Annotated in this window: 27 protein-coding genes; 7 read left to right on the top strand and 20 right to left on the bottom strand. The window is 37.1% G+C overall.

All coding sequences use genetic code 11. The annotated features are described in order from the left end of the window. The first annotated feature begins 24 nt into the window (after positions 1 to 24). Positions 25 to 531, top strand: a complete 507-nt coding sequence (locus FW781_RS15990) for a hypothetical protein (protein WP_149388355.1) — start codon at positions 25 to 27, stop codon at positions 529 to 531. A 181-nt stretch (positions 532 to 712) separates the two neighbouring features. On the opposite strand, the gene FW781_RS15985 is transcribed toward FW781_RS15990, so the two are convergent. The 8 genes from FW781_RS15985 to FW781_RS15950 form a co-directional block, all read right to left on the bottom strand. Then, positions 713 to 1537 (bottom strand): flavin reductase family protein, encoded by an 825-nt coding sequence (locus FW781_RS15985; RefSeq protein WP_149388354.1) that lies wholly within the window; start codon positions 1535 to 1537, stop codon positions 713 to 715. A 221-nt stretch (positions 1538 to 1758) separates the two neighbouring features. After that, a complete protein-coding gene (fahA, locus tag FW781_RS15980; RefSeq protein ID WP_149388353.1) occupies positions 1759 to 3006 on the bottom strand; it encodes a fumarylacetoacetase in 1248 nt (415 codons plus the stop codon). Positions 3007 to 3058: 52 nt separating this feature from the next. Then, positions 3059 to 3520, bottom strand: a complete 462-nt coding sequence (locus FW781_RS15975; RefSeq protein ID WP_149388352.1) for a hypothetical protein — start codon at positions 3518 to 3520, stop codon at positions 3059 to 3061. 69 nt (positions 3521 to 3589) lie between these two features. Continuing rightward, the gene (gene hppD, locus FW781_RS15970; protein ID WP_149388351.1) at positions 3590 to 4720 is read right to left on the bottom strand and encodes a 4-hydroxyphenylpyruvate dioxygenase; all 1131 of its coding nucleotides are present in this window, start codon (positions 4718 to 4720) and stop codon (positions 3590 to 3592) included. A gap of 234 nt (positions 4721 to 4954) precedes the next feature. Beyond that, a complete protein-coding gene (locus FW781_RS15965) occupies positions 4955 to 5746 on the bottom strand; it encodes a hypothetical protein (RefSeq protein WP_149388350.1) in 792 nt (263 codons plus the stop codon). A 137-nt stretch (positions 5747 to 5883) separates the two neighbouring features. Then, positions 5884 to 7158: an acetyl-CoA hydrolase/transferase family protein gene (locus tag FW781_RS15960; protein WP_149388349.1), complete on the bottom strand. Its 1275-nt coding sequence runs from the start codon at positions 7156 to 7158 to the stop codon at positions 5884 to 5886. A 218-nt stretch (positions 7159 to 7376) separates the two neighbouring features. After that, entirely contained in the window at positions 7377 to 8888 is a 1512-nt protein-coding gene (locus tag FW781_RS15955) for a succinate CoA transferase (protein WP_149388348.1), read from the bottom strand. A gap of 182 nt (positions 8889 to 9070) precedes the next feature. Continuing rightward, a complete protein-coding gene (locus FW781_RS15950) occupies positions 9071 to 10222 on the bottom strand; it encodes a homogentisate 1,2-dioxygenase (protein WP_149388347.1) in 1152 nt (383 codons plus the stop codon). A gap of 123 nt (positions 10223 to 10345) precedes the next feature. Between FW781_RS15950 and FW781_RS15945 the strand changes: the two genes are divergently transcribed. Together FW781_RS15945 and FW781_RS15940 are read left to right on the top strand one after the other, a co-directional pair. Beyond that, positions 10346 to 12415 carry a TonB-dependent receptor plug domain-containing protein gene (locus FW781_RS15945; RefSeq protein WP_149388346.1) on the top strand — a complete coding sequence of 690 codons (2070 nt, stop codon included), beginning with the start codon at positions 10346 to 10348 and terminating at the stop codon, positions 12413 to 12415. After that, positions 12412 to 12873 carry a thioredoxin family protein gene (locus tag FW781_RS15940; RefSeq protein ID WP_149388345.1) on the top strand — a complete coding sequence of 154 codons (462 nt, stop codon included), beginning with the start codon at positions 12412 to 12414 and terminating at the stop codon, positions 12871 to 12873. The genes FW781_RS15945 and FW781_RS15940 overlap by 4 nt, the downstream gene beginning before the upstream one ends. Positions 12874 to 13181: 308 nt before the next feature. Here the strand turns inward: FW781_RS15940 and FW781_RS15935 are convergent, their stop codons facing one another. Both FW781_RS15935 and FW781_RS15930 read right to left on the bottom strand, forming a co-directional pair. Beyond that, positions 13182 to 13658: a cupin domain-containing protein gene (locus FW781_RS15935; RefSeq protein ID WP_149388344.1), complete on the bottom strand. Its 477-nt coding sequence runs from the start codon at positions 13656 to 13658 to the stop codon at positions 13182 to 13184. A gap of 3 nt (positions 13659 to 13661) precedes the next feature. Further along, complete coding sequence (locus tag FW781_RS15930; RefSeq protein ID WP_149388343.1) at positions 13662 to 14651, bottom strand: NADP-dependent oxidoreductase; 990 nt, start codon at positions 14649 to 14651, stop codon at positions 13662 to 13664. Positions 14652 to 14743: 92 nt separating this feature from the next. On the opposite strand from FW781_RS15930, the gene FW781_RS15925 reads away from it, so the two are divergent. After that, positions 14744 to 15121 carry a winged helix-turn-helix transcriptional regulator gene (locus FW781_RS15925; RefSeq protein WP_105684557.1) on the top strand — a complete coding sequence of 126 codons (378 nt, stop codon included), beginning with the start codon at positions 14744 to 14746 and terminating at the stop codon, positions 15119 to 15121. A 310-nt stretch (positions 15122 to 15431) separates the two neighbouring features. Here FW781_RS15925 and FW781_RS15920 read toward each other — a convergent pair whose 3' ends face one another. From FW781_RS15920 to FW781_RS15905, 4 genes are all read right to left on the bottom strand, one after another. After that, positions 15432 to 16286, bottom strand: coding sequence for a glycine betaine ABC transporter substrate-binding protein (locus FW781_RS15920; protein WP_149388342.1), 855 nt, complete (start codon positions 16284 to 16286; stop codon positions 15432 to 15434). Position 16287: 1 nt separating this feature from the next. Continuing rightward, complete coding sequence (locus tag FW781_RS15915; RefSeq protein WP_149388341.1) at positions 16288 to 17115, bottom strand: ABC transporter permease; 828 nt, start codon at positions 17113 to 17115, stop codon at positions 16288 to 16290. 1 nt (position 17116) lies between these two features. Continuing rightward, positions 17117 to 18367, bottom strand: a complete 1251-nt coding sequence (locus FW781_RS15910) for a quaternary amine ABC transporter ATP-binding protein (protein ID WP_149388340.1) — start codon at positions 18365 to 18367, stop codon at positions 17117 to 17119. Between the two features lie 521 nt (positions 18368 to 18888). Next, entirely contained in the window at positions 18889 to 19254 is a 366-nt protein-coding gene (locus FW781_RS15905; protein ID WP_047382705.1) for a DUF1304 domain-containing protein, read from the bottom strand. A gap of 66 nt (positions 19255 to 19320) precedes the next feature. Here FW781_RS15905 and FW781_RS15900 point away from each other — a divergent pair, with 66 nt between their 5' ends. The 3 genes from FW781_RS15900 (at position 19321) to FW781_RS15890 (ending at position 20839) form a co-directional block, all read left to right on the top strand. Continuing rightward, the gene (locus tag FW781_RS15900; protein ID WP_149388339.1) at positions 19321 to 19893 is read left to right on the top strand and encodes a Crp/Fnr family transcriptional regulator; all 573 of its coding nucleotides are present in this window, start codon (positions 19321 to 19323) and stop codon (positions 19891 to 19893) included. 63 nt (positions 19894 to 19956) lie between these two features. Then, positions 19957 to 20388: a DoxX family protein gene (locus tag FW781_RS15895; protein ID WP_228720216.1), complete on the top strand. Its 432-nt coding sequence runs from the start codon at positions 19957 to 19959 to the stop codon at positions 20386 to 20388. A gap of 7 nt (positions 20389 to 20395) precedes the next feature. Next, positions 20396 to 20839, top strand: coding sequence for a carboxymuconolactone decarboxylase family protein (locus tag FW781_RS15890; protein WP_149388337.1), 444 nt, complete (start codon positions 20396 to 20398; stop codon positions 20837 to 20839). A gap of 236 nt (positions 20840 to 21075) precedes the next feature. Here the strand turns inward: FW781_RS15890 and FW781_RS15885 are convergent, their stop codons facing one another. The 6 genes from FW781_RS15885 to FW781_RS15860 form a co-directional block, all read right to left on the bottom strand. Next, on the bottom strand, positions 21076 to 22044 hold the full coding sequence (locus FW781_RS15885) for a cyclase family protein (RefSeq protein WP_149388336.1): 969 nt from the start codon (positions 22042 to 22044) through the stop codon (positions 21076 to 21078). Positions 22045 to 22278: 234 nt separating this feature from the next. After that, complete coding sequence (locus FW781_RS15880) at positions 22279 to 23262, bottom strand: aldo/keto reductase (RefSeq protein WP_149388335.1); 984 nt, start codon at positions 23260 to 23262, stop codon at positions 22279 to 22281. Between the two features lie 255 nt (positions 23263 to 23517). Beyond that, positions 23518 to 24195, bottom strand: coding sequence for a type 1 glutamine amidotransferase domain-containing protein (locus FW781_RS15875; protein ID WP_149388334.1), 678 nt, complete (start codon positions 24193 to 24195; stop codon positions 23518 to 23520). An 80-nt stretch (positions 24196 to 24275) separates the two neighbouring features. Further along, positions 24276 to 24563 carry a putative quinol monooxygenase gene (locus FW781_RS15870; protein WP_047382718.1) on the bottom strand — a complete coding sequence of 96 codons (288 nt, stop codon included), beginning with the start codon at positions 24561 to 24563 and terminating at the stop codon, positions 24276 to 24278. A gap of 1 nt (position 24564) precedes the next feature. Beyond that, a complete protein-coding gene (locus FW781_RS15865; protein ID WP_149388333.1) occupies positions 24565 to 25449 on the bottom strand; it encodes an NAD-dependent epimerase/dehydratase family protein in 885 nt (294 codons plus the stop codon). Next, positions 25446 to 26063: an NAD(P)H-dependent oxidoreductase gene (locus FW781_RS15860; protein WP_149388332.1), complete on the bottom strand. Its 618-nt coding sequence runs from the start codon at positions 26061 to 26063 to the stop codon at positions 25446 to 25448. Before FW781_RS15860 ends, FW781_RS15865 begins: the two co-directional genes overlap by 4 nt. Positions 26064 to 26483: the final 420 nt, after the last annotated feature.

Below are 26483 nucleotides of genomic sequence, written 5' to 3'. Positions count from 1 at the left end.
GTCAACCACCATATCAGTATAATTATGAAAAAAATTATTGCAGGCGCATTCGCGCTCTCATTATGTGTTATTTCGTGTAAAAAAGAAGCAAAAGCAGAATCTTCAGCAAGCACAGATACTTTGGCTACAGTAATGCCAAAAGATTCTGTAATTACAAAAAATGATTCTGTAGCATCACCACCTCCTTCTGCTCCGGCTCCGGACAATATTATCACTAAAAATGTGGGTAAATATCCACACGATATTAAATTGTTTGAAGATAAAAACATTACGGAAAGATTAAAGAAGCTTGCGGGAGCTCAATATGATGAGATGGTAAAGAACTTCAATGTAGAAAGTCCTATAACATCAGAAAACGGAATTTATAAACTGACTGGATGTAAGCAGCACGACTGCCCGGGATATGCTACAAGTATTTTTTACGATGCTAAAAATGATAATCTGAATATTTCCATTGATAAAAATGGAAAAGTAACAGACTTTGCTGAAAAAGGGAAAATAACAGTTTCAGAAACTTTGAAAGCAAAATAGCATGTAAGAAAGGAAGCGGGAAGATAGAAGCTGGGAGTTGTTAACGGTATTCGATATCTATTGAAATCAAAATAGAACTATTTTCCAAGAGGTTATTATTCATGATCTTTATGAACTTCCAGCCTCCGGCTTCTAACTTTCCTCCTTAAATAAAAAAGCCTGAATTTTCAGGCTTTTTCTTTTATTTAATGGTCAAAATGGTCCATGCTTCTTCAATTTTACTTTCCAAAAGCAGTTTCTGGGCATTAAGGTGAATAGTGTCATCCGCATGGAAGTCACCTGCTGGCAATATTTCCGTATTGGCAAGCATTCCGAGGTCATTTCCTGTAAATACTTTACTATATTTAATAGCATCAGGCAGCAGATCAAAGCCGATTCCTTTTGTTACCAAAGGTTTTGGAACCTCAAAAAGGCTGTTTTCATTACTTCTGGAATACCAGTTACTGCCTAAACGGGCTACCATATCCAGCTTTTTCTGATCCAGGTTTCCGGCTTCATTCAGGTATTCTTCTCTGATATGAATTTTCTGAACTTCACAGATCACAAGATTCCCCGCACCGCCCTGATCTCCTAATGATTTTACCTCTAAAACTTTGCATTCAAAGTTGACAGGGCATTCTTCAATAAGTTTAGGTTTTACTAGATCAGCTTCTTTCATGGTAAGTCCGGATTTAATAAACTCATTGACTCCGGTTTCATATTCTGTAGAAGCTAATGAGATCTGCTGTACAATGGGAAAATTCACTGTTCCAATGACTACTTCCGGTACTTCAAGAACATTTTCCAGCGTATGTTTTGTGGTATTGTCCCGAACTCTTCTTGACGGTGAAAAGATCAAAATAGGAGGAACCGTACTGAACATATTAAAAAAACTGAATGGAGATAAGTTGTTATTACCGTCTTTATCTACCGTAGATGCCAATGCAATAGGGCGCGGTGAAATGGCTGTCTGCATAATGGTCTGCAGCTGTACGGAGGTTATCTCGGAGGGGATTACTGTTTTCATGTTTTTGCTTTTAACACTTAATTTTACTTAAGTATTCAAATGATATTTAATAAGATGCTTAGTGAACTGCTTTCGTAAACTTATAGTTCATGCTCAGCATGACATTTCTAATACTAACTGTTTAGCAGGATATTTTTAGCAATCATCCACCAAACCTTATAGGTTTTCAAAACCTATAAGGTTTAATAGTTGTATTGTGCAGAGTTAAAATTTAAAAAAAATTAAACTGTCGGGATAATTTTACCCGAAACTTCACCGAAACCTACTCTTACACCGTCTTTTTCAGCCCAAGCTTTCATAGTAACGGTATCATTATCTTCAATGAATTTTCTTTCTTCACCGTTGCTTAATGATAAAGGATTTTGTCCTCTCCATGTCAGCTCAAGCATAGATCCGAAAGATTTTGGATCGCTTCCTGAAATGGTGCCGCTGGCGTATAAATCTCCCACTTCCACGTTACATCCGTTTACGGTGTGGTGTGCCAGCTGCTGGGTCATATTCCAGTACATGTGTTTATAGTTGCTTTCAGAGATTAGGTTTTGTTCCCCGTTTTCTGGCTGAATATAGACTTCAAGGTTGATATCATAGTTTTGATCCCCTTCAAATTTTAAATACTCTAAAACTCCAGGATCCTGTACTGGTGAAGCTGTTCTGAATGGCTCTAATGCTTCCAGAGTTACAACCCATGGAGAAATGGAAGAACCAAAGTTTTTCGCAAGGAATGGCCCTAGCGGAACATATTCCCAAGATTGAATATCTCTTGCAGACCAGTCGTTGAAAACTACCATTCCGAAGATGGCATCTTCTGCTTCTTTAGTAGAAATACTTTCTCCCATCTCTGTATTTTTATTGATGATGAAAGCCATTTCCAATTCAAAATCCAGTTGTTTACATGGTCCGAAAACAGGCTTGTCTGCTTCTGCAGGCTTCATCTGACCTTTTGGACGGTTGATATCTGTACCAGAAACTACGATAGAGGATGCTCTTCCGTGATAACCTACAGGTAAATGTTTCCAGTTAGGTAATAAAGCGTTTGCAGGATCACGGAACATTTTTCCTACGTTGGTAGCATGTTCGATGCTGCTGTAAAAATCCGTGTAGTTCGGAATGTGTACAGGCATCATCATTTTTACCTTGTCCAGGTCATAGAAAGCTTCTTCTATTGTTTTCTGATCTTTTGATAAAGTAGATCCTTCCTGTAATAATGTCTGAATTTTAGTACGAACAGCATTGGTAATCGGTTTGCCCAGTTCGATAAATTCGTTGATGGTATAAGCTTCAAAAACATTGTCGTCTAATCCTTCAATATCTTCAAAATAACCAAGATCGTACAAAGTCGCAAGATCAATTACCTGATCTCCGATTCTTGTACAGCATCCGATATATTCTTTGTTAAAAACTGCGACTCCGAAAGGAATATTGTGTATAGAAAAATCCGAGTTTGAGGAATAGTCTACAAATGATTTCATAAGTTTAGATTTTAGTTAGATTAAAATATTGCTGAGTATTTCCACAGAATATTTATTTTGCCTTTTTTGAATAAGATGCTTCATCTATCCATCTGTCTCTGGTATTGACATCGATGAGATATAGAATATTATCCTGCTGGGTCAACAATAACGTTTTCGTAACAGGCATTGGGATTTTTTTATTTTCAAGCATATCTGCTCTTAAAGAAATAATATTTTTTTTCCTGACAATATCACCGGTGAAAACATTAGAACTGCTTTCTCCTGTCGCTTTATCATCGAAAACCTCTACATAAGTGGCATTATTTTCTTTGATAATAATAAAGTCCCGTTCCGTATGATCAGCTTCATCTTTGATGAAAATGAATTTTTTGTTATCAATATTTACATTTTCAAGATGCTGATTGATCCCTTTTCTTTGTTCAAGTCGGTTAAGAATTTCATTCAAAGAACCATATTGAGCTTTAAGCCCTAAAGTTCCTAAAAGGGAAATCCCGATAAAAAGTTTTCTCATATACTGTGTTTTATAAAAAAGTTTTGCCAGAATACGGTATTCTGACAAAACTTATATTTTAATGTAAAATTAAAGATTACCTCTTCTTTCCTGCTCTCTTTCTAATGCTTCGAATAAAGCTTTGAAGTTTCCGGCACCAAAACTCTGTGCACCATGTCTTTCAATAATTTCGAAGAATAGAGTAGGACGGTCTTCTACAGGCTTGGTAAAGATCTGTAATAAGTACCCTTCTTCATCATGATCAATAAGTATACCTAAATCCTGAAGTTTTTTAAGATCTTCATCAATATGGCCTACTCTTTCAGGAACCATATCGTAATAAGCTTCCGGCGGAGCAGAAAGGAATTCAACTCCACGTTTTTTCAATTCAGTTACAGTATGGATGATGTCTTTTGTAGCAACAGCGATGTGCTGTACACCTTCTCCTTCGTAGAAATCAAGATATTCTTCCACCTGAGATTTCTTCTTTCCTTCTGCAGGTTCGTTGATAGGGAATTTTGCAAATCCGTTTCCGTTGGACATTACTTTAGACATCAATGCAGAATATTCTGTATTGATCTGCTTGTCGTCAAAAGAAAGGATGTTTACAAATCCCATTACCTTTTCATACCATTCTACAGTTGGGATCATTCTGTTCCAGTCAACATTTCCAACACAGTGGTCTACGTACAATAAACCTGCTTCTTCAGGCTTATAGTCACTTTCCCACTTTTCATATCCAGGCATGAAAGCTCCGTTGTAATTTTTTCTTTCTACAAACATGTGAACGGTTTCTCCATAAGTGTAGATTCCGGACATTCTTACCTCTCCATGCTCATCAGTTAACGTTACAGGCTCTAAATAAGGCTTTCCACCTCTTTTAATTGTTTCTTCGAAAGCTGCATAAGCGTCATCTACCCAAAGTGCCAAAATTTTTACTCCGTCACCATGTTTTTTTACATGCTCACTGATAGCAGAGTCAGATTTCAATCCTGTTGTTAATACCAATCTGATTTTTCCCTGTTGAAGCACATAAGATGCACGGTCTCTTACTCCTGTTTCAGGACCCGCATAAGCTACAGACTGAAAACCGAAAGCGGTTTTGTAATAATGGGCAGCCTGTTTTGCATTTCCTACATAAAACTCAATATAATCTGTACCGTTGATCGGTAAGAAATTTTCTGCTTGAGCTATTTTCTCGGCAAATGTAAGTGTTGACATATTTTCTCTTTTACTTTTATTTTATTGGTATGCAAATTACAAAAAACTTAGACATTGCGAAAATATTCCCTTGGATTCATTGAATATATTTAACATAACGTTAAAGAAGAGTTTACTTAAGTATATTTAAGTTTCTTACGTTTGAAATCGGCTACTTACATTTGTAATACAAAAGACAAGTGAAAAAAATATTTCGAAACATGGAAGCCGTAGAAATTTTCTACGGCTTTCTTTTTATATTGTTTCAATCTTTCTGTTTAACAGCCCTGCATCGGGATTATAATTATCCCATATCTTCCAGGTATTATTTATTTTCCGGATAAAATAGATCTGAGTACTCAGCTGGTTGACGAAGTGTTCTTCTCCCGTTTCTCCTACCTTGAACAGAAGATTCCAGAATTCCTGAGACTCCAGTATTTTTTTGTCCGGTTCATCCGTAACGATATGAATATCAAAAACTTCATAATTGGACCGGTTGTTTTTAGTAACCAGATGAAAATCTTTATCACACAGCTCTTTGCTGAATTGTGACGCTCGTTCCAGAAACGGGGAATCATCGAATACCAGATCTTTTAACAGTTCAGTATTGTGAGTGGGAAACAGCTTGTAAAATTCAAAAGCTGCTGCACAGTAATCATAAACCATCTGTGTAAGATGTGACTGATTATCAGATTCCTCATTGTTTTGTTTCTTATGTCTTACAGATAGAATATAGTCATTAAGGTCTTTGTAGCCTAAGAAAATACAGATCTTATCTAATGTTTTAAGAAACCTGAGATCATTATGAGTTTTATCCTGATAGTCATTTTCAAAAAAGCGCTGCAGGGTAACATGTGAAATGGTATTTCCGATTTCAAACTTTTTTCCTCCTTTCAGTTCTTCGGCTCCAGAGAGCTCATCTTTAATAATTTCGGAAAGAATAATATAATGGCTTCTCTTCCATTCATTCACATTCCCCAAAACAGAATTCCTTACTTTAGAATGCTTTACAACTTCTTCTCGTATCGAATTATATATAGTTTTCAATTTCCTTGTTTTTGAATGAGTTTTATCAAAAATACTGCCAAAAGATTAACGCTTTTTTATGATTCTGCAGATGTGGATTCAAAATATGTTTTGAGATTTTAAATAAAAAATAATTTGGAATCCTTATCATTTGATTATCAGTGTTTAAATCTCTCAAAGGCGGCTCTCTCCAGCATTTCTCTGTCGTCCGGATGGGCAATGCTGATGAGTTCCTGCGCTCTTTGCCGAAGGTTTTTCCCATAGAGGTAAGCTGTTCCGTATTCAGTAACTACGTAATGAATATGTCCTCTTGTAGTTACCACACCGGCTCCCTGTTTAAGAAAAGGAACGATTCTGGAAATTCCTTTTTTTGTTCTTGCAGTAATGGCGATGATGGGTTTTCCGTCGTCACTTAATGCGGCACCACGCATAAAGTCCATTTGTCCCCCGATTCCGCTATATTGCATAGTTCCGATAGAATCAGCACATACCTGTCCCGTAAGATCTATTTCAATGGCAGAATTAATGGCAACCATTTTTTTGTTTCTCATGATGTTGATAGGAAAATTGACTTCACTTACATCTCTGAAAGCAAATACAGTATTGTCGTCCACATAATCATATAGTTTTCTGGTTCCGAAGCAGAAACTGGTAATGGTTTTATTATCGTTGTACCCTTTGTATTTGTTGTTGATGACATCATCCTGAATGAGGTCAATAACACCATCGCTCAGCATTTCAGTATGAATTCCCAGATCTTTATGGTTGGTAAGGCATTTCAAAACCGCATCAGGAATGGTTCCGATACCCATCTGAAGGGTAGATCTGTCTTCAATAAGTTCAGCCACATTTTTTCCGACAAGCATTTCTTCATGTCCTACTTTTGAACCATAATCTACAGTGGGAAGTTCTTCTTCATGCCAGACCAGCTTATGGATTCTGCTGATGTGGATCATCCCGTCTCCATGGGTTCTTGGCATCCTTGGATTGACAATAGCAACAATGATTTTTGCAGTATCCACCGCTGCTCTTGCAATATCTACTGAAGTTCCCAATGTACAGAAACCGTGTCTGTCCGGAGGAGAAACCGTAACGATCGCTACATCCAGAGGCAGAATGTTTTTTCTGAATAAAATAGGAATTTCACTCAGAAATACCGGTACAAAGTCTCCTCTGTCAGAATTCACGGCATCACGCACAGGAGTGGAAACAAATAAAGAGTTGACGAAAAAGCTGTCTTTGTATTCCGGTTTTGCAATTTCCACATTGCCTTGTTGGGTAATGGAAACCATTTCCACATTTTGCAATCGGTGAGACTGTCTTGCCAGTTCATCAATCAGGTAATTGGGAGTACAGGCACTGCCGTGAAAGAATACTCGGTTTCCGCTTTTTATCGTATATATTGCTTCTTCTGCGCTGATGTAATTATTCATATTTTGTCTTTTTTCAAAGGGTGTTGAGAGCATTTTTTATTACATAAAATACTTCTATTCTTTCAAAGATAATCTTTATAATTTTATATTCATATAAATATTTTAAGGATATTGTACAGACTTTTGTCATATAAATGAGCCAGATGCAATTTAAAATAAAAAGGACTAAATGCATTGGCATTCAGTCCTTTTATTCTATTTTTTATTTTGATAAAATCTTAATTGGCAGTTTCAACAGCCGTTTTCTGCTTCATACTTCCTGTCTCGGCAAATCGCAGATGCCAGCTGAATGCTTCCTGCAGTAAGTGAGGAGTATGTCCTCCTTTTTCACATGCTCTGTCGAAATAAGATTGTAATTCTTCTTTATAATCCGGATGGACACAATTGTCTATGATTTTCTGTGCTCTTTCTCTTGGTGCCAATCCTCTTAAGTCAGCCAATCCCATATCTGTTACCAGAATATCTACATCATGTTCTGTATGATCAGTATGGGATACCATCGGAAGAACGTGAGAAATATTATTGCCTTTTGAAGCAGCCTGAGTCACAAAAATACTTAAGTAGGCATTTCTGGCAAAATCTCCGGAACCTCCAATTCCGTTCATTATTTTTGTTCCTCCGATATGGGTAGAGTTTACGTTTCCGTAAATATCAAATTCAATAGCAGTGTTGATAGCTATGACTCCTAGTCTTCTGATCAATCCCGGAGTATTGGAAATATTCTGAGGTCTTAAAACGAACTTTTCTTTATATTTTGAAAGATTTCCTAGGACCCTTTCATAGCATTCCTGAGAAACGGTAATGGATGATGCAGAAGCAAAGCTTAGCTTTCCGGAATCTATCAGATCAAATGTACTGTCCTGAAGCACTTCGGAAAACATCGTAAGGTCATAAAAATTACTGTCCTTGAATCCTGTAAGAACGGCATTGGCTACTTTACCGATACCTGCCTGCAGAGGAAGTAATCTGTCTGTAAGGCGTCCCAAAAGAACTTCATTTTCAAAGAAAGCAAGAAGATGTCTGGCTATCGCTGTTGTCTTTTCGTCCGGTTCTGCAATATCTGCCGGACTGTCTTTGCGGTTGGTAAAAACTATGGCTTCAATTTTTTCAGGATCTACCGGAATACTCTTTCTCCCGATTTTGTTCCATGGAGCAACGATAGGAATAACGTTTCTGTAAGGATAATCTTCAGCCTGGTAGATGTCATGAATTCCATAAACTTCTTCAGGAACTTCCGTATTGATTTCGATAATCACTTTTTTAGCCAAAGCAGCAAAAGTCACGGAATTGCCCACAGAAGTGGTAGGAACAATGCTTCCGTCTCTTTCTATATAAGCAGCTTCGATAATGGCTACGTCAATGCTCTGAAGATTTTTGGTGTGGAGAAGCTCGGCGCTTTCGCTTAAATGCTGATCGATGAAGAGGATTTCCCCGTTGTTGATTTTGTTTCTTAAGATAGGATCTACCTGAAATGGCATTCTCTTCTTAAGCACATTGGCTTCTGCCAGTTTTCCGTCTGTACCGTGCCCGAGTGAAGCTCCGGTCATCAAAGTGACTTTAATATCTTCTGTTTTTCCTCTTTCTGCCAGTGCCGGCAAAATTGCTTTGCTGTCACCTGCTTTTGTAAAGCCGCTGGACCCAATGGTCATGCCGTCTTTAATAATTTTTACAGCATTTTCTGCTGTGGTAACTTTTTGGTGTAAACTTTCTAATCTGATTCTTTCTAACATGTAATATTGATTTTGTTTTAAACCACCATTACTTAGGATGCGTCATGAAAAATAATGATGGCTAATATGTTAACCATACCTTACAAATTTACGAAAAAAGACGCTTTAAATAAAGGATTTAAAGCGTCTTTTGTATGTATTCAGTAATACTTTTTTAAATTAAAAGAAGTATTGCTTTTGATTTATTCTAACCATGAAGTTTTATAAGAAGGATCTTCTACTTTTAAAGCTTCTTCGGTAATTTTTAAAGGACGGAAAGGGTCTACCATTACAGCATATTCTTCCGTAAATTTTTTACCGATACTTCTTTCCATTGCTCCCGGGTGAGGTCCGTGTACAATTCCTCCCGGGTGAAGGGTAAAGTCCATCAGGTCAATATGATTACGGCTCATGAAATCACCTTCTGTATAGAACAGTACCTCATCAGAATCAATATTGGAGTGATTGTAAGGTGCAGGAATAGCCTGTGGATGGTAATCATACATTCTTGCACAGAATGAACACACTACGAAATTGTGGCCTTCAAAATTCTGGTGTACCGGTGGCGGCTGGTGAATTCTTCCTGTAATCGGCTCGAAGTTTTTAATATTGAATTTATAAGGATAAAAATATCCGTCCCAGCCCACTACATCAAACGGATGGGTGGCGTAGATGAAATCTGTAATCTGGTTTTCTTTTTTTACTTTAATCAGGAATTCACCTTTTTCGTCAACAGGTTCCTTGAAAACAGGAGCAATCATATCTCTCTCGCAGAAAGGAGAGTGTTCCAAAAGCTGTCCGAATTCATTTCTGTATCTTTTCGGAGTATAAATGGGAGAGTGGCTTTCCAATACAAAAAATACAGTATCATCGGATTTAAGCTCTACCTGATAGATTGTTCCTCTCGGAATAATAAGATAATCTCCGGTAACGAATTCAAGATCTCCTACAAAAGTTTTTAAAATTCCGGTTCCCTGATGTACGTATAAAAGTTCATCACATTCCGCATTTTTGTAGAAATAATCCATCGATTTTCTAGGCTTAGCCAATCCCATCTTCAGATCATTATTCATCAAAAGGATTTTTCGACTGTCCATAAAATCGTCTTCAGGAGTAACATTCATCCCCTTAAACATTCTGGGAGTGATGTTTTTTTCCACAGCTATTTTTGGAGTGACATCTTTCGGCTCACCGATAGATTTGATCTGTGTAGGGCGGTGGATATGATACAACAGAGAAGAAATACCATGGAAGCCTTCTGTACCAAAGAGCTGCTCATAGTAAAATTTATCTTCCGGAGACTTAAAGATCGTATGTCTTTTTGGTGGGATATTTCCCGCTAGATGATATCTCATTTTACTTTCTTATGTAGTTTCTCAAATTTAATCATTTTTCATGAATTGGCTTACTCTATATTTTTTTAGTAAAGTTTTGTATTCAAAAAATAATTGTTAGATTTGTCTAACAATTAGAATTTCATGAAGCGAATATTATTTTCTATCACTTTTTTATCATCATACTGTTTTGCGCAGGAGACAGACAGCTTAAGTTTGGCACCCCATAAAAATCTGGATTCTGCAAAAGTTATGAAGAGGGAAATCAGGACAAGTAACATTGAAGATGTAGTGGTTACCGGTACCATAAAACCGATGAGCAGATCCAAAAGTCCTGTGGCAGTTGAGATCTACAGTCAGAAATTTTTTCAGAAAAATCCCACTCCCAGTATTTTTGAAGCCATTGCTATGGTGAACGGAGTAAAACCTCAGCTGAATTGTTCTGTGTGTAATACAGGAGATATCCATATCAACGGACTGGAAGGGCCTTATACCATGATTCTGATAGACGGAATGCCCATTGTAAGTTCACTTTCCACGGTATATGGATTGAGTGGAATTCCGAACAGTCTGGTGGATAGAATAGAGGTGGTGAAAGGTCCTGCATCATCCATTTACGGTTCTGAAGCGATGGGAGGAGTCATTAATATTATCACCAAAAATGCTTTGACCGCTCCTAAGCTAAGTGTAGATATGATGACGAGTACCTGGAGTGAGAATAATCTGGACCTTTCAACGAAGTTCAATGTAGGAAAAAAGGCTGCTTCATTATTAAGTTTGAATTATTTCAGTTTTCAGGAAAGAATAGACCAGAATAAAGATAATTTTACAGATGCTACTTTACAAAGCAGAATTTCAGTTTTCAACAAATGGAATTTTCAGAGAAAGGAAAACAGGCAGGCGAGCTTTGCGATGAGATATCTCTATGAAGACCGTTTCGGAGGAGAAATGCAGTGGAACAAATCTTACCGCGGAAGTGATCAGGTTTATGGAGAAAGTATTTATACCAACAGAGCGGAGGTTTTTGGGTTGTATGAATGGCCCATGAAGGAACATATTGTGACTCAGTTTTCCTATAATTATCATGACCAGAATTCATTTTACGGATCAAATCCTTTCAATGCCACACAAAAAGTAGCTTTTGTGCAGACCTATTGGGACAGAAGCTTCGGAAAGCATGATATCACGGCCGGGCTTACTTTTAAAAGAACTTTTTATGATGACAACACTCCGGGAACATTAGCATCAGACGGAATCACCAATGCACCGATGAAATCACCGATCTGGGGAGCTTTTATTCAGGATCAGTGGGAGATAAATGATAAAAATACTTTGTTGCTTGGATACCGATATGATTATGATAAAGTACATCATTCTGTACATTCTCCGCGATTAGCATGGAAGTTTTCCCCCAATCCGTACCACACCCTGCGTTTCAATTTTGGAACGGGCTTCAGGGTTGTGAATTTATTTACTGAAGATCATGCCGCACTCACAGGATCAAGGGAAGTGGTGGTGAAATCTGATCTTAAGCCGGAAAGATCAGTGAACGGAAACCTGAATTATATATGGAAAATTCCGGTAGGAAACCGAATGGTGAATCTGGATGCATCTGCATTTTACACTTATTTCAGCAATAAAATCGTAGGTGATTTTGATTCAGATCCTAATAAAATTATTTATGATAATCTTCACGGATACGGAATTTCAAGAGGAGCTTCTTTGAATGTGGATTTTAGTTTTCAATTTCCCTTGAGTGTTAATCTTGGAGTGACCTATCTGGATGTCTACCAGAAATTTGATAATGAGAATCAAAAAACACAACAGCTCCATGCCCCGAAGTGGAGCGGAACGTATAACCTGACGTATAAATTTCCAAGTAACCTGACCATAGATTTTACAGGACAGTTTTACGGGCCAATGAGGCTTCCTGTTCTGCAGAATGATTACCGGCCTGAATATTCACCATTCTATTCTTTGGCCAATATTCAGGTATCCAAGAGTTTCAAATCAGGGTTTGAAGTGTATTGCGGAATTAAAAATTTATTCAACTTTACCCCTAAAGATCCTTTAATGAGACCGTTTGACCCATTTGATAAACATGTTGATGATCCTATCAACAATCCTAATCATTATACTTTTGATACAGCGTATGGTTATGCCCCAATGCAGCGCGTCAGAGGTTTCCTGGGAGTAAAATATACTTTAAAATGAAAAAAATAACTTTATTTTTAATGTTAGTGCCCTGTTTTTATCTGTCTCAGATGAAGACAGGCACTTTTTCTGATCTTGAGGCTCAGCAGAAAGAAAATCCGAAGCCGGTTGTCATTCACCTTTATACGGAATGGTGTGCGGTTTGCAAAATTGAATCTTACCGTTTGAGTAAAGATAAAGATCTGGTGAATATAATCAATGATCATTTTTATTTTGTCAATTTCGAGGCAGAGAAGACGAAAGAGAGAATTTATTTCCAGAACCAGGAGTTTGAGTATCTGCAGAATGGAAACTCCGGTATTCATGAGCTGGCGCTGGCTTTGTCTAAGAATAAAAATCAGCCGGTTTATCCTTTATGGGTGTTCCTGGATAAACATCAGAATCTGGTGTATTATCAGGAAGGGCAGATGACACCTGAAAAAATGAAGGAGAAACTGAAGGAGATTTCTGCTTTGTAAAATGTTTGTTGGGCAAACGCAAAGGTGTAAAGAAAAATAATAATCATACTGTTTTTAAGGCGCAGGAAAATCAAAGATTTTCAGCAAAAATTAATCTAAATAGTATTTGAAATATACAATTTTATTGAAGATAAAATAAAAACAATTTAAAAGAAAAATATCTTAGCGCCTTTGCGTTTATCCAACCTTAAAAGGCCTTCTTTTTGATTCTCACGGATCACACAGAATTTTTAGCTTGTTGAACTTTTAAAATTTGTGAGCATTATCCCAATTTTTAAATTTTTAAATGATTAAATTTTTCAATTATTTTACCCCTGATCATCTGCATCTATCAACACCGCCAGCTGAATACACGGTTCATCAGACCGGTTGCTCCATGCGTGATTGGTGCCTCTTTGAATGACGATATCTCCAGGTTTTAAAAGTGTTTCACCTTCTTCCATGATGAGGTAGAGCTCACCGGAAAGGATGATGATATAATCAAGTGTCGGAGTTTGGTGCATCAGCGGATGAGGTTCATTCTCTTTCCATTCAACCCCTAAATCTTTGTCAGGAGGAACGACTACATATCGAAAGTACGTACCATTTTTGGGAGTCTGGGGAAATCCAGTATTGGGAATTCTGGTTTCAATGTCTAAGCTTGCCGGTGTTTTCTGGGTATTCCATACATCAGAAATGATCAGTCCCGGAAAATGTTCCACTGCGTTTTGTACCCGCTGATCTTCTATAATCACAGATTTTCCATCTTTTATTCCTGTTACGATTCGTCTTGGTATTGCGTTCATAAATTAATGTTTCATGATAAGTTTATGACCTTGGGTCTGATTGTTTTTTAACATAGAGTGTGCCTGCAGAACAGTTTCCAGAGAAAGGTCTCCTATCACTTTATGCTGTGGTGGAAGAATTGTTTCGGCCTCGATGAGCTCTTTTATTGTAAGTAGACTGTTTTTATAATACTCATACTTTTTAACCATTCCATATGTATAATTGGAAATATTCATAATCAAAGTTCCTTTGTTGAACAATGTTTCATGAGCATCTTTAGTGACTAAGGCGGTTACATCCACATAAGTTCCATTAATTTTTAAAACTTCTGCGGTTACTTCTGACATGTAGTTTCCAACCAGATCAATTCCAAACTCAAAGGGATGATCATTATTGGCTTTTAAAATGGTTTCAATAAGATTTTCCTCTCTGTAATTAACGATCTGATGGTTTTTTAATCCTAAATTGAGAAGCATCTGCCTGTTTTCTTCACTGCCAACGGTTGCGATGACCTGTCGGATATTGCGTGCTAACAAAAGTTTGATCAAAAATGAGCCAACGCCTCCGGCAGCACCAGTGACAAGGATTGTATTCTCCGGATTTAATTTCAGACGGTTAAAGATCTGCAGAGAGGTAAGTCCTGCGGAAGGAATAGAAGCTGCCTGTTCAAATGAAATATTTTCAGGTTTCAATGAAACAATAGCTTCCGGAACGGAAATGTATTCAGCATAAGTACCGTTGCTTCCCATGGAGCCGCTTCCGCAATACACCTCATCGCCAATATTGAATTCTGTAACCTGTGAACCCTTATCGACTACGATTCCGGATAATTCTCTTCCTAATATCGGGGAACTGATCAGTTTTCGCTCCAGCTCGTTTTCCAGCATTTGGTAATCAATAGGATTGAAACCACTGGCTTTAATCCTGATCAAAACTTCATGGTCTTTAGGTCGGGGCTGCTCGCTAAGACCATCTTCCAGATTGCCGTTTTTATTCAAAATAACTGCTTTCATATTCTAAAATTTGATACACAAATGTAAAGAAGGAATAGTTTATATTTGCTACTAGTTAACTAATGGTAACTAGTTACCTACATGAAACTATTATGGCAAAAATCATTGAAAACGGCATAGAAAGAGAGGCAAGCTGCACCGAAGAGCTGTTCGCTATGCGGGACAGTCTGGATGTATTGGGAGGAAAATGGAAACTTATGATCTTACGATATCTTACGAACAGACCTGATCAGATGATTCATTTTAAAAAGCTGGAACGCAGTATTGAAGGAATCTCTGCAAAAATGCTCAGCAAGGAATTAAAGGAACTAGAAACGAACCTTCTGATCACAAGAACGATTCAGGATACGAAACCTATCACGGTAACCTATGCTGTGACCGAATACGGAAAGTCTGTTTTTCCGGTGACGGAAACATTGGTGAACTGGGGGATTCTTCATCGGGAAAAGATTAAAGAATCTATGGGGTAGTTATGAGATGTTTGAAAACGTAAAGACGCAATAATTTTCCTTTAAACATGTCTTAAGGCGCAAGGATTTTATCTTTGATAAAATTTAATTCTCTTGAACCTTAACTGAACAAGCTTGCTGAAAATGGTTGTTTTTCCTGCGCCTTAAAGCAGTATATTATTACATTTCTTTGCGCCTTTGTGATTACTAACAAATATTGCTTCACAGAGAAAAGATTAAGAATTTATGAATACATCTGAACTATAGATCTCAATAAATAATCCCCAGCCCATAATAGGGTTGAGGATTTTAAATAGCACCAAATTATTTATTAATCTTTATCTAGCCATGACTGTACCAGTTCAGAGTGATCTTGCACCCATTCTTTGGCAGTGGCTTCTTTATTTTTGCTCTGTTCCATTTTCATCAGAAGATCAGACATATTTTCATCATCAAAATGGAGTCTGGAAAAGAATCTGGACAGCTCAGGATGATCTTTTCCAAAGCTTTTTCTGGAGTAAGTCTTAATCTGTTCTGCTTCACCGAATATCTTTTTGGGATCATCAAGAAACTTAAGCTTCATTTTACCAAACATCCAGTGAGGCTGCCATCCCGTTACCACAATCCACTGCTTACGCTGTATAGCATTCTGTAATTCTGTGATCATGGCAATTGTAGAGGAGTTAATCTGCTGATAATTCAGTTGATAATCAATAATTGCTTTATCAGTTCCGGTTGTTAATCCTGCTCCTTTTTCAATTCCAATGATTCTGTTGTTGAATTGATCCTGGTGCTGGTTGAGTTCTTCAATAGAATTAACAGGGACATATTCCGGAACGACCAGTCCTATCCGGCCGTTGTTGTAATTGGTCCCGAGATGAGTCAGTCCTGGGAATTTAGCCAGTTTTTTAGCATGTGTGTAAGGAAGCCATACTCCCATGAAAAGGTCTGTATCTTCATTGTTCATTGAAGCCAGAATCATATCTGTAGAAGCTTTTTGAATAATGACATGATAACCCTGTTTATCCAGAATGGCTTTGGCAACATGGGTCATGGCAACATCTTCCGCCCAGCCGTCTACCATTCCTATGGTGATATATTTTGAGTTTTTTATATTTTCACACGAATATAATGCAGCAAATACTAGCATTAAAACGGGAAAAAACAGATATTTTAATTGTTTCATCTTATTGCTTTTTCTTTACAAATCCCTGGGTAATACGGTCGAGGATAATGGCTAAAATCACAACGGATAACCCACTTTCAAATCCTAATCCGATATCCAGATTATTAATTCCTTCCAGTACTTTTTCTCCTAAACCACCTGCTGCAATCATTCCTGCAATCACAACCATGGATAAGGATAGCAATATGGTTTGATTAATCCCCGTTAAAATTGTTTTCATTGCTAAAGGAAGTTCTACTTTAAACAAAATCTGACGATTGGTTGCTCCAAAAGCTCTGGCCGCTTCTACAATATCTTTCGGAACAGCTTCAATTCCCAGCGTTGTCAGTCTTACAGCAGGCGGCATGGCAAAAATGATGGTTGCAAAAGCACCGGGCACTTTACCGATACTGAAAAACAGTACAGCAGGAATCAGATACACAAATGCCGGCATTGTTTGCATCAAATCCAGCAAAGGACGGATAATTTTGTCTGCTATTTTGCTTTTCGCTGCCAAGATTCCCAGAGGGATAGAAAGGATAAGGGCTGTAATGGTGGAAACAAATATAAGCGCGAGGGTTTCCATGGTTTCTTTCCATAATCCCATTAAAAATATTAAACTCAGTCCTGCTGCAGTCACCACAGCAATACCTTTTCCTGCTTTCCATAGCGCCAGCAGTGTGAAGAAGAGAATGATTACATAAAAAGGAGTGTTTATTAAAATCCATTCAATCCCCATGATAGAGGAGTTTCCAATATGTTTTATAATATCAAATACAGGTTTTCCATTTTCTGTGAGCCAATTGATTGCAGTTTCTACATATTGACCTATATCTATAGTTTTATTCATCTTATTGATTGTTTGCGATTTCTTTTAATTCAATGATTTCTTCTTCGTTAAACTTGGTCGCTTCTATGACAAGAGATAACTGGGTGACAAGTCCTAAGAATTTATTGTCTTCATCAATTACCGCGATGGCTGATTTACTTCCGGAAATCAACGGAAGCATTTCTTCTACAGTTACTTCAGGATAAACCGAAGGGACATTACTGTTGATAATTGACTCTACCGTGGGTTCTTTCTTTCTGGCAATTCGGACTACATCATTAAGAGTTACAAAACCCAGAAATTTGTTCTGAACATCTACCACAGGTAAGTTTTCCAGCCCTGTAGCTCTCATTTTTCTTAAAGCTCCTTCAGGACCATCTTTTCTGAAACGCACTACCGTAGCTTTGTCGAACATCAGAGATCTGGCAGTGATAATTGTTTTACGGTCTACTTTTTCCACAAATGCTTTTACATAGTCGCTGGCGGGATTCGTTAAAATATCTTCAGCAGTCCCTATCTGTTCTATGACGCCGTCTTTCATTATGACGATACGGTCTCCGATTTTAATAGCTTCATCCAAATCATGGGTAATGAAAACAATAGTTTTTTGCAGTGTATTCTGCAGTTCAAGCATCTGATCCTGCATTTCAGATTTTATTAAAGGATCGAGCGCTGAGAAAGCTTCATCCATAAGCAATACCTCAGGATCGTTCGCCAAAGCTCTTGCTAATCCTACTCTCTGCTGCATTCCTCCTGAAAGCTGGGAAGGATACTGATTTTCAAAACCATTCAATCCTACAATATCCAGCGCTTTCTGTGCTTTTTCATCACGGGAAGCTTTGCTTTCTCCTCTGATTTCCAATCCGAAGCCTGCATTATCTAAAATAGTATGATGAGGCAGTAAACCGAATTTCTGAAAAACCATGCTCATTTCCGTTCTTCTTACTTCTAGAAGCTCTTTATTGTTTTTGCCGGTAATATCATCATTATTGATGTATACTTTTCCTGAAGTGGGCTCATTCAGCCTGTTAAGACAGCGCAGGAGCGTAGATTTTCCACTTCCTGACAATCCCATGATGACAAAGAATTCACCTTCATAGATTTCAAAACTTGCTTTGTTGATTCCTATGGTACAGCCTGTTTTTTCAAGAATTTCTTTTTTGGAAAAGCCTTTGTCTAAAAGTTCCTGTGCTTTTTCTTTGTTTTTACCAAAAATAATAGTCAGATCTTCAACTTTAAGTTTTACTTTTCTACTGTTTTCATTTTTTTCCATATTCAGAATTTTTTGAATTAATAAATGATATAAAAAACTGTACACCAGTTTGTTATATGCGTTTAATCTTTGTTGTTCTGCTGATGACGATAGTGCAAAATAATTTGCATAGCTTATAGTGATAAAAGCTTTTAACAAAAAAATAAGAGCATACCGACCATTTGGCCTTATGTTTATTTTTAAATATTTCAATTAGATTATACTCTAGAAAAAGAGTGTAGCATGTAAAAAGAGGTTACTCTTTTACATAGATTCTACAATTAAATTACGGATGAGGTAATTACAGATATGTGTACTGAACAACTTGAATTTCTACATTTCATCAAAATGCAGATCAGCATAAAAAACCTGTATATCAATTTTTTATGACGATGCAAATTTACGAATTTTATATTAAATGGATTTTTTTGAACGTAAGAAGCTGGTTTTAAGCTTCTTTGTGGAAAAGAGATACAGGTGATTTTCCCTTGTCATTAAAGATAAGAGTGTATGGATATGGTATAGAATATGAGCGATGGAAATTACTTCAGTAAAACAGCAATAATGGCCAATATTGCAGGAAGTGCCTGTACAAAGAATATTTTTTTTGTGGCAGAGATTGCCCCGTAAATTCCGGCCACGGCTACACAACCTAAAAAGAATAGTGCTACATTGGTCTGCCATTGCGGATCTTTGATCAGGAACGACCAGATCAGCCCGGCAGCCAGAAAACCATTGTAAAGTCCCTGATTGGCAGCAAGTCCTTTGGTAGGCTTAAACATTTCAGCGGGTAAAGCAGCCTTGAATACTTCTTTACCTTTTGTTTCCCAGGCAAACATCTCCATCCAAAGAATGTAGATATGTTCTATTGCGACTAAGGCGATCAAAATTTTTGCAACGATGTCCATGATTTATTGTTTTTTGGAATTGTAAAACTAAAAAAATAAAGTTAAGTTTGATTACTAAATATTACAATGGAAACTTTCAAGGCGCATTTAGATAAATTCATTACAATAAACGAAGAAGAATTTGCTTCTGTCATTTCTTTTTTTCAGGTTTTAAAAGTGAAAAAGAAAGAAAATCTGATGCTTGAAGGTGATGTCTGTAAATTTAAATATTTCGTATTAGAGGGATGTCTGAGAAAGTTTTTTGTGAACGAAAAAGGAGTGGAGCAAACCACAGAATTTGCCATAGAAAACTGGTGGATGTCTGATACTTTTGCTTTTGAAAAACAGATGAAATCAGATTTTAATATTCAGGCTGTAGAAAACTCCAGGATTTTAGCCATTGATTTTCAGTCTCAGGAACTTTTACTGGAAAAGCATCCCGTTATGGAACGTTATTTCAGAATGGTTTACCAAACGGCTTATGCCGCTGCCGAAAAAAGAATCCGTTATATTTATGAGATGACGAAAGAAGAATATTATGTGCATTTCAGTACGTTGTACCCTTGGTTTATACAGAGAATTCCACAATATCTCATTGCTTCCTTTTTAGGTTTTACCCCGGAATATTTAAGTGAAATCAGGGCAAAGTTACGATCTTAAACCAGTTTAAGATTTTTACGGATCAGAAATCGGAAATTTGTCATGTTATTAAAAGCCAATGCAATGACAGATACCAAAAATCAATTTCCGCAGCTGTTTTTAAGACTTGCTCTTGCAGTAACCATGCTTTCTGCAGTGGCAGACCGATTGGGATGGTGGAGCAAAGAAAATTCAGCATGGGGAAACATGGAGAGCTTTAAAGAATATACAAGACAGCTGACATTTTTTCTTCCGGAAACAATGAGTACATTCTCAGCATATGCCTCTACTTTCTTTGAGATTCTTTTTCCATTGATGCTGATTGCAGGGTTTAAAACCAAGATTGCAGCGTATGGAAGCAGTATTTTGCTATTGATTTTTGCCCTGTCCATGACCGTTGCTTTAGGGCCTAAAGCTCCACTCAACTATTCTGTATGGGTAGGAAGTGCCGCAGCTCTCTTACTGGCGGTCCAGCAGCAATATTCTTTAAGTATAGATCAATTAACCAAAAAATAATAATATAATGAGCGCAAGATTAAATATTGCAACAGTAGATTCAGCAGCTTACAAAGCGATGATGGGATTAGAAGGATACTTACAGACCATTTCTTTAACCCACATTCAGAAGGAATTAATTAAAATCAGGGCTTCACAGATTAATAAATGTGCTTTCTGCCTTGATATGCACACAAAAGATGCCATTAAGTATGGTGAAACGCCTCAGAGAATTTTTATCCTGAACGGATGGACGGAAGCAAAAGAATTTTTCACAGAAGAAGAGCAGGTGCTTTTGGCAATGACAGAGGAAATTACGCTGATAAGTGATAAAGGATTAACTGAAGAAACTTATCAAAAAGCAAAGTCATTTTTCGATGATAACCAGATCGCTCAGATCATCATGGCTATCATTACAATCAATGCATGGAACAGAATTGCAATAAGTACCCATCTTCCGATTGCAAAATAGTGAAATCAGGGTGTGTGGGAGATGCAGGATGGAAGTTGATGAAGACTGCATGATCTACGGATGTTTACTTTATTTAAAAAACGGCCTTTCAAACCTGAAAGGCCGTTTTATTATAAGATGCAAAATGACAATGTAAAACAGTTTGAGTATTAATTCTAAAAATAAATTCTAAGGTTAATTTTATTTTTTAAACGAATTACCCTGTCTTCCTGCTCTTAAAAAATCAATGGATATGATTAATAAATAGCCACCGGATTCACATTCACCTGAGTAGAACCTACGTATAAAGGCTGCCCCAACACGAATAAAAATTCCCAGATTTTTTGCTTCACCAAAGGACGGCTGTCAATCAGTTCCAGATTATAAATTCCTTTTTTAGCCAGCATAAACTGGTTGATGGGAAATTCTTCTTTACTTTTCGGATTAGGATAGACTTCAGAAGCCCAGGTATCACCACCAAAAGCTACGATTCCCTGATCGGCAAGCCATTTTGCAGCATCCATTCCGATTCCCGGTTCAGTTTCTAAGAATTGTTGATTGTTTTTACCGATCAATTCAAGCCATCCGGTATTGAAAAGAACGATATCTCCTTTTCTCAGGATAAGTCCCTGTTTCTTTAAAACAGATTTGATGTCTTCTACCGTAAATTCTGTTCCTCCGGGTACAATTGCTTTACCATAATGTGTGGTCATATCAAGGACTACACCACGGGTAACGAAAGGAGGTACTTTTTCCACACCTAGTTTTTTTACACCTTCTACAGTTACAAAGTCTGTCGCTTTATTTCCGTTGTAGTAAGTGTTGTCAATTCCGATGTGCCCGATGCCATTCAGCTGGGTTCCCACTCCGGTCCATCCGTTGACAAGTTCATCATTGAATGTAAATTTATTGGGACCTATGCTTTTTCCGCCCTGTTCTCCGGGCTGAATATTATATAAATTGAAGCTTCTGTGTCTGAAAGCCGGAAGTTTTTTATCAATAGGAACGGCAAGAGCTAAGGTTTTTCCCTGCTTTACCAGTCCCAGAGCCTGTTTTACAACTTCAGGAGTCAATAAATTAGCCGCTCCGATTTCGTCCTGTGCTCCGTAAACAGAAGGATACCATGATGTATCTTCAGGATTGACAAGTGTCTGAGCATTTAATGTAATGCTGTTAATGGTCAATAGGGTTGCTAACCCGAACATTTTGATCAGATTATTTTTCATTTTTATGAGGTATGAGAGTTAAAGGAGAGAAGCTGGAAGATTGGGAGGGAAGTTATTGAAGTCTGATAACAGATGGAGTTGTATCGATTTGATTTGTGCACAATTTAATTTCAATTGTCATTTCGACGAAGGAAGAATCCCTTTGTTATACTCAGAATAGTACAATAAAAGCGTGTTAATGATCAATACAATAATAGAACTTCCAGCCTCTTTCTTCCAGCTTCCACTTTTACATTAAATTTCGCTTAAAGCTGAATTGATGAAGTTCAATTCTTCCTGAGAAAGGTCAATAGACATCGCTTTTGCATTTTCGATGGCTTGCTGTGCATTTCTTGCTCCTGCCAATACTACTGTAATTGCCGGCTGCAGCGTAGTCCATCTTAATACCAGTTGAGAAAGGCTGGCTCCTTTTTCCTGAGCAATAGGTTCAATTTTTTCTAAGAAAGTTTTCACTTTATTCAAATCAAACTGCGAGAAATATCCGTTTCTGTGATCGTTATCTTTTAATTGGGTTTCTTTGAAATATTTACCGGTTAAAAGACCTCTTTCCATTGGGCTGTATACAATAATTCCTGAATTGTTTTCCAAAGAATAAGGGACAAGATCATTTTCAATGGCACGATTCAGCATACTGTAAGAAACCTGATTGCTGGCAAGCTTTAAAGTTCTGTTAGCTTCTTTCATTTGAGCCACGCTATAGTTACTTACTCCTGCAGTACGGATTTTTCCTTGCTGAATTAATAGCTCCATGGCTTCCATTGTCTCACCTATAGGCGTTGTACTGTCCGGCCAGTGAAGCTGTAAAAGGTCGATATAATCCGTCCCTAATCTTTGTAAGCTTTCCTCAACTTCTTTGATGATGTTTTCTTTGGAAGCTAATTTATATATGGGAATTGTTTTTCCTTCGTCTTCAGCATCAAAGAAAAACTCTCCTTTTCCGTTATTACTTCCGTCCCATACCAATCCGAATTTTGTTAAAAGCTGGATTTTTGAACGGTCTTTTCCTTTGATTGCCTCTCCAATCATTTCTTCACTCAATCCGAAACCGTAGAAAGGTGCCGTGTCGATAGAAGTTACTCCGTGATCTAATGATGCATGAATAGAGTTGATAGAGTCCTGTTTTTCATTACCTCCCCACATATTACCTCCGATGGCAAAAGCTCCGTGTGTGATTGCTGATAATTCTAAATCTGTATTTCCTAATTTTCTATATTCCATTTTTGTTACTGCTGAAATTTGTTATTGTGTGTTAAATGATAAAAGACGCAAAAGTTTTGATAGACGTTTTGTAAACCACCCGTCAGAAATTCTTTGAATTTTCGCCATCCCTCCGGAAGAGGGGAATTCTAGCCGTTTCAATTGTAGTATTCGCAAAAATCGGAGATTTTCAAAAACTTAAGTGTTCTTATCAACAGTCTGCATTATAGCTTTTACTTAAGTGTTTAAAACTTTTGCGACTTTTGTAGTTAAAAATTATTTATTATTTAATTCTTTTAAAATGGCTTCTCCAACGCTCTTTGCAGACTGTGGATTCTGTCCTGTGATCACTCTCTGATCTGTAACTACATGGTTCTGCCAAAGTCCTGATTTTTCAAATTGCGCTCCTCTTTCTTTCAGTTTGTTTTCTAATAAGAAAGGAACTATATCTGTTAATTTTACTTCAGCTTCCTCTTCATTAGTGAAAGCATTGATTCTCTTTCCGTCTACAAGATATTTCCCGTTATTCAGTTTGATATTTACCAATCCAGCCGGACCATGGCATACAGCTGCTACAATACCTCCGTTTTCATAGATTTTTGAAGCGATATCTGCTAAGTCTTTATTATCTGCAAAATCCCACATAGCTCCATGTCCTCCTGCATAAAAGATGGTTGAATATTCTTTCGGGTTTACCTGAGAGGGGGTCATAGAATGATCAATCTTATTCTTATATTCTTTATTTTCCCAGAATTCTTTGTTTACCGGATCTTTCAAATCGAATCCGTCTACAGGAGGAGTTCCACCTTTAGGACTTACAAAGTCAATTTCATATCCTGCTTTGTGAAGAACTTCCCAAGGATGCGAAACTTCTCCCAAATAATAGCCTGTATCTTCACCAGTACTTCCTTTTTTATCATGGCTGGTTACGACAAATAAAATTTTCTTTTTCATATTTTTTGATTTTTTTGTTTGTGCTTGAGCGAATCCTATTGTGAAGATCGCCAGCATTAAAAACGCTAATTTTTTCATTATTAAATAATATTGGTGATATAAATTTGTGGTTTTTCCTGAAGCTTCTCATCTACTAAAGCTCCGAAAGCCTGAATATAAGGCTGCTGATTGTGCTGATCCAGCCCCTCTTTACTTTTCCAGATTTCGTAGAAAACAAATTCGTTTTTGTCTTCAATTCCCTGATGGAGGCTGTAAAGCTCGCATGCTTCTTCTTTTCTTGTTTCTTTTACCATATTCTGAAGAACTTCCAATACCTCTGGCTGATGTTCTTCTTTGGCTTTTATAATTGCTGTAAGATGAATTTTCATATTAAATAAAATTTTCAATTGAGTTATAAAGTGGTTTCCATTCAAGTTCTGTTCTGGCTTTGTCTGCACTACATCTGCTGTTGGATGCAAAGCCGAAGTAGCCGCCTGCAGGTCCGAAATTGTCAACAGCATCCTGTATACTTAAAGATTGGGCCGGTGCCAGGTTATATTTTTTACTGATGATTTCTGCAATGTTTTTCAAAGATGAAGCACCATTCTCTGCGTAATAGATAGAGCCTCCTTTTGCTTTTTCCAGGGCCAGTACATAAAGATCTGCCAAATCTTCAATATGCAAGTTGGACCAGATATTTTCACCTTCTCCAAAATAAACACCGTGCCCTTTTTTCTTGGAAAAAGTAACCAGAGCCGGAATCTGAATACTGTCTTTTTTTATTCCTAAACCTTCTCCGTAAACCATAGTAGGAACAATAACGATACTTCTTATAGCTTTTTGAACAGATTGAAGTACATGATTGTTGATAAGTACCCTTGAAGCCATTTCCAGTCTTGGAGTCAGAGGGAAATCTTCAGTAAACACAAAATCACTTCTTTTGCCATTTTCTTTACCACCGAAAATAGCAGATCCTGAAGTAAATATAAATGTTTTATGGTTTCCTTCCATTGCTTTGATAAAATTATCCACTGCATAGGCATCATCTGCGGAATCAGCATTGTGGATTACTGCATCAACGCCGGCAACGGCTGTTTTTATAAGATCTTCATTGTGGATATTTCCAATAACGGTTTTGATACCTAATGATTCCAGTTCCTGTACATGATTTTCATTACGAACTAACCCAATTACTTCATAATTTCTGTCAAGCAGTTTTTTAGCGATAGTACCTCCTATATAGCCGGTAATACCTGTTATCAGTATTTTTTTCATGATACTAATTCTGGTTTTAATTCTTTTTCAAATACGTTTCTTACATGTTCTCTGTAAAGCTTCATATCACGTTCTATATTGGCATTTTTCTCCACATCATGGAAGTGGAAACTTTCCATTTTTTCTAACGACACAAAGGCATTCATTCTATGGAAACCAAATAACGGTCCATCATCTACACTTCTTTCACTGAAGAATTCTCCGGGAAGTGTGAAAGCTGTTGCAGGAGCATTCCAGCTTGTAGTCAGCATATATTTTCTGCCGCCAAGCATTCCTCCTGTACCATAATTGATTTCAGGATTCTCAGCTTTTCTTCCATCGCTCATATAAATTCCTTTTGCATGACCTGCTGTGAAAACTTCATCAATATATCTTTTCAATCCGTTCGGAAGCTGAAACCACCAGATCGGAGTATGGTAAATAATGTAATCTGCCCAGACAAACTTTTGTACTTCTTCATTTTTATCATAGTTTTCACTTATATTGGTGATCTTCACTTCTACATTATCAAATTCTTTAAGAGCTGCTACTGTGTTTTCTGCAATAGTCTGATTATATTTTCCTCCGGAATGTCCGAAATTCTGTCCTCCGTTGATGATTAGTACTTTTTTCATTTTTTATGATTGTTTAAATTTTACTCTGCAAAGTTAGGATAGATGTTTGTATAATAAAAATAATATAAATTATAGGAAAGTATTATTAAAATTATAGTTCGTCTGATTCAGGTTTTGGGTTTAAAGTTGAAGATCGGGAGTGAATAGTCAATAGTCAATAGTCAATTCGCTTCGCTTGTGAATTTTTGTGAGTATACCAATTCACCATTGACTTTGCACAGCAAAAATTGACTATTGATGGCACTAATGGTTAATAGTCGATAATGAATTCGCTTCGCTTGTGAATTTTTGTAATTATGCTGATTCACTATTCACTTTGCACAGCAAAAATTGACTATTGATGGCACTAATGGTTAATAGTCAATAATGAATCCGCTTTGCTTGTGAATTTTTGTAAGTATACCAATTCACCATTGACTT

This window comes from Chryseobacterium panacisoli (genome assembly GCF_008274625.1).
Classification (GTDB): domain Bacteria; phylum Bacteroidota; class Bacteroidia; order Flavobacteriales; family Weeksellaceae; genus Chryseobacterium; species Chryseobacterium panacisoli.
This window is presented reverse-complemented; position numbering and strand designations above follow the sequence as displayed.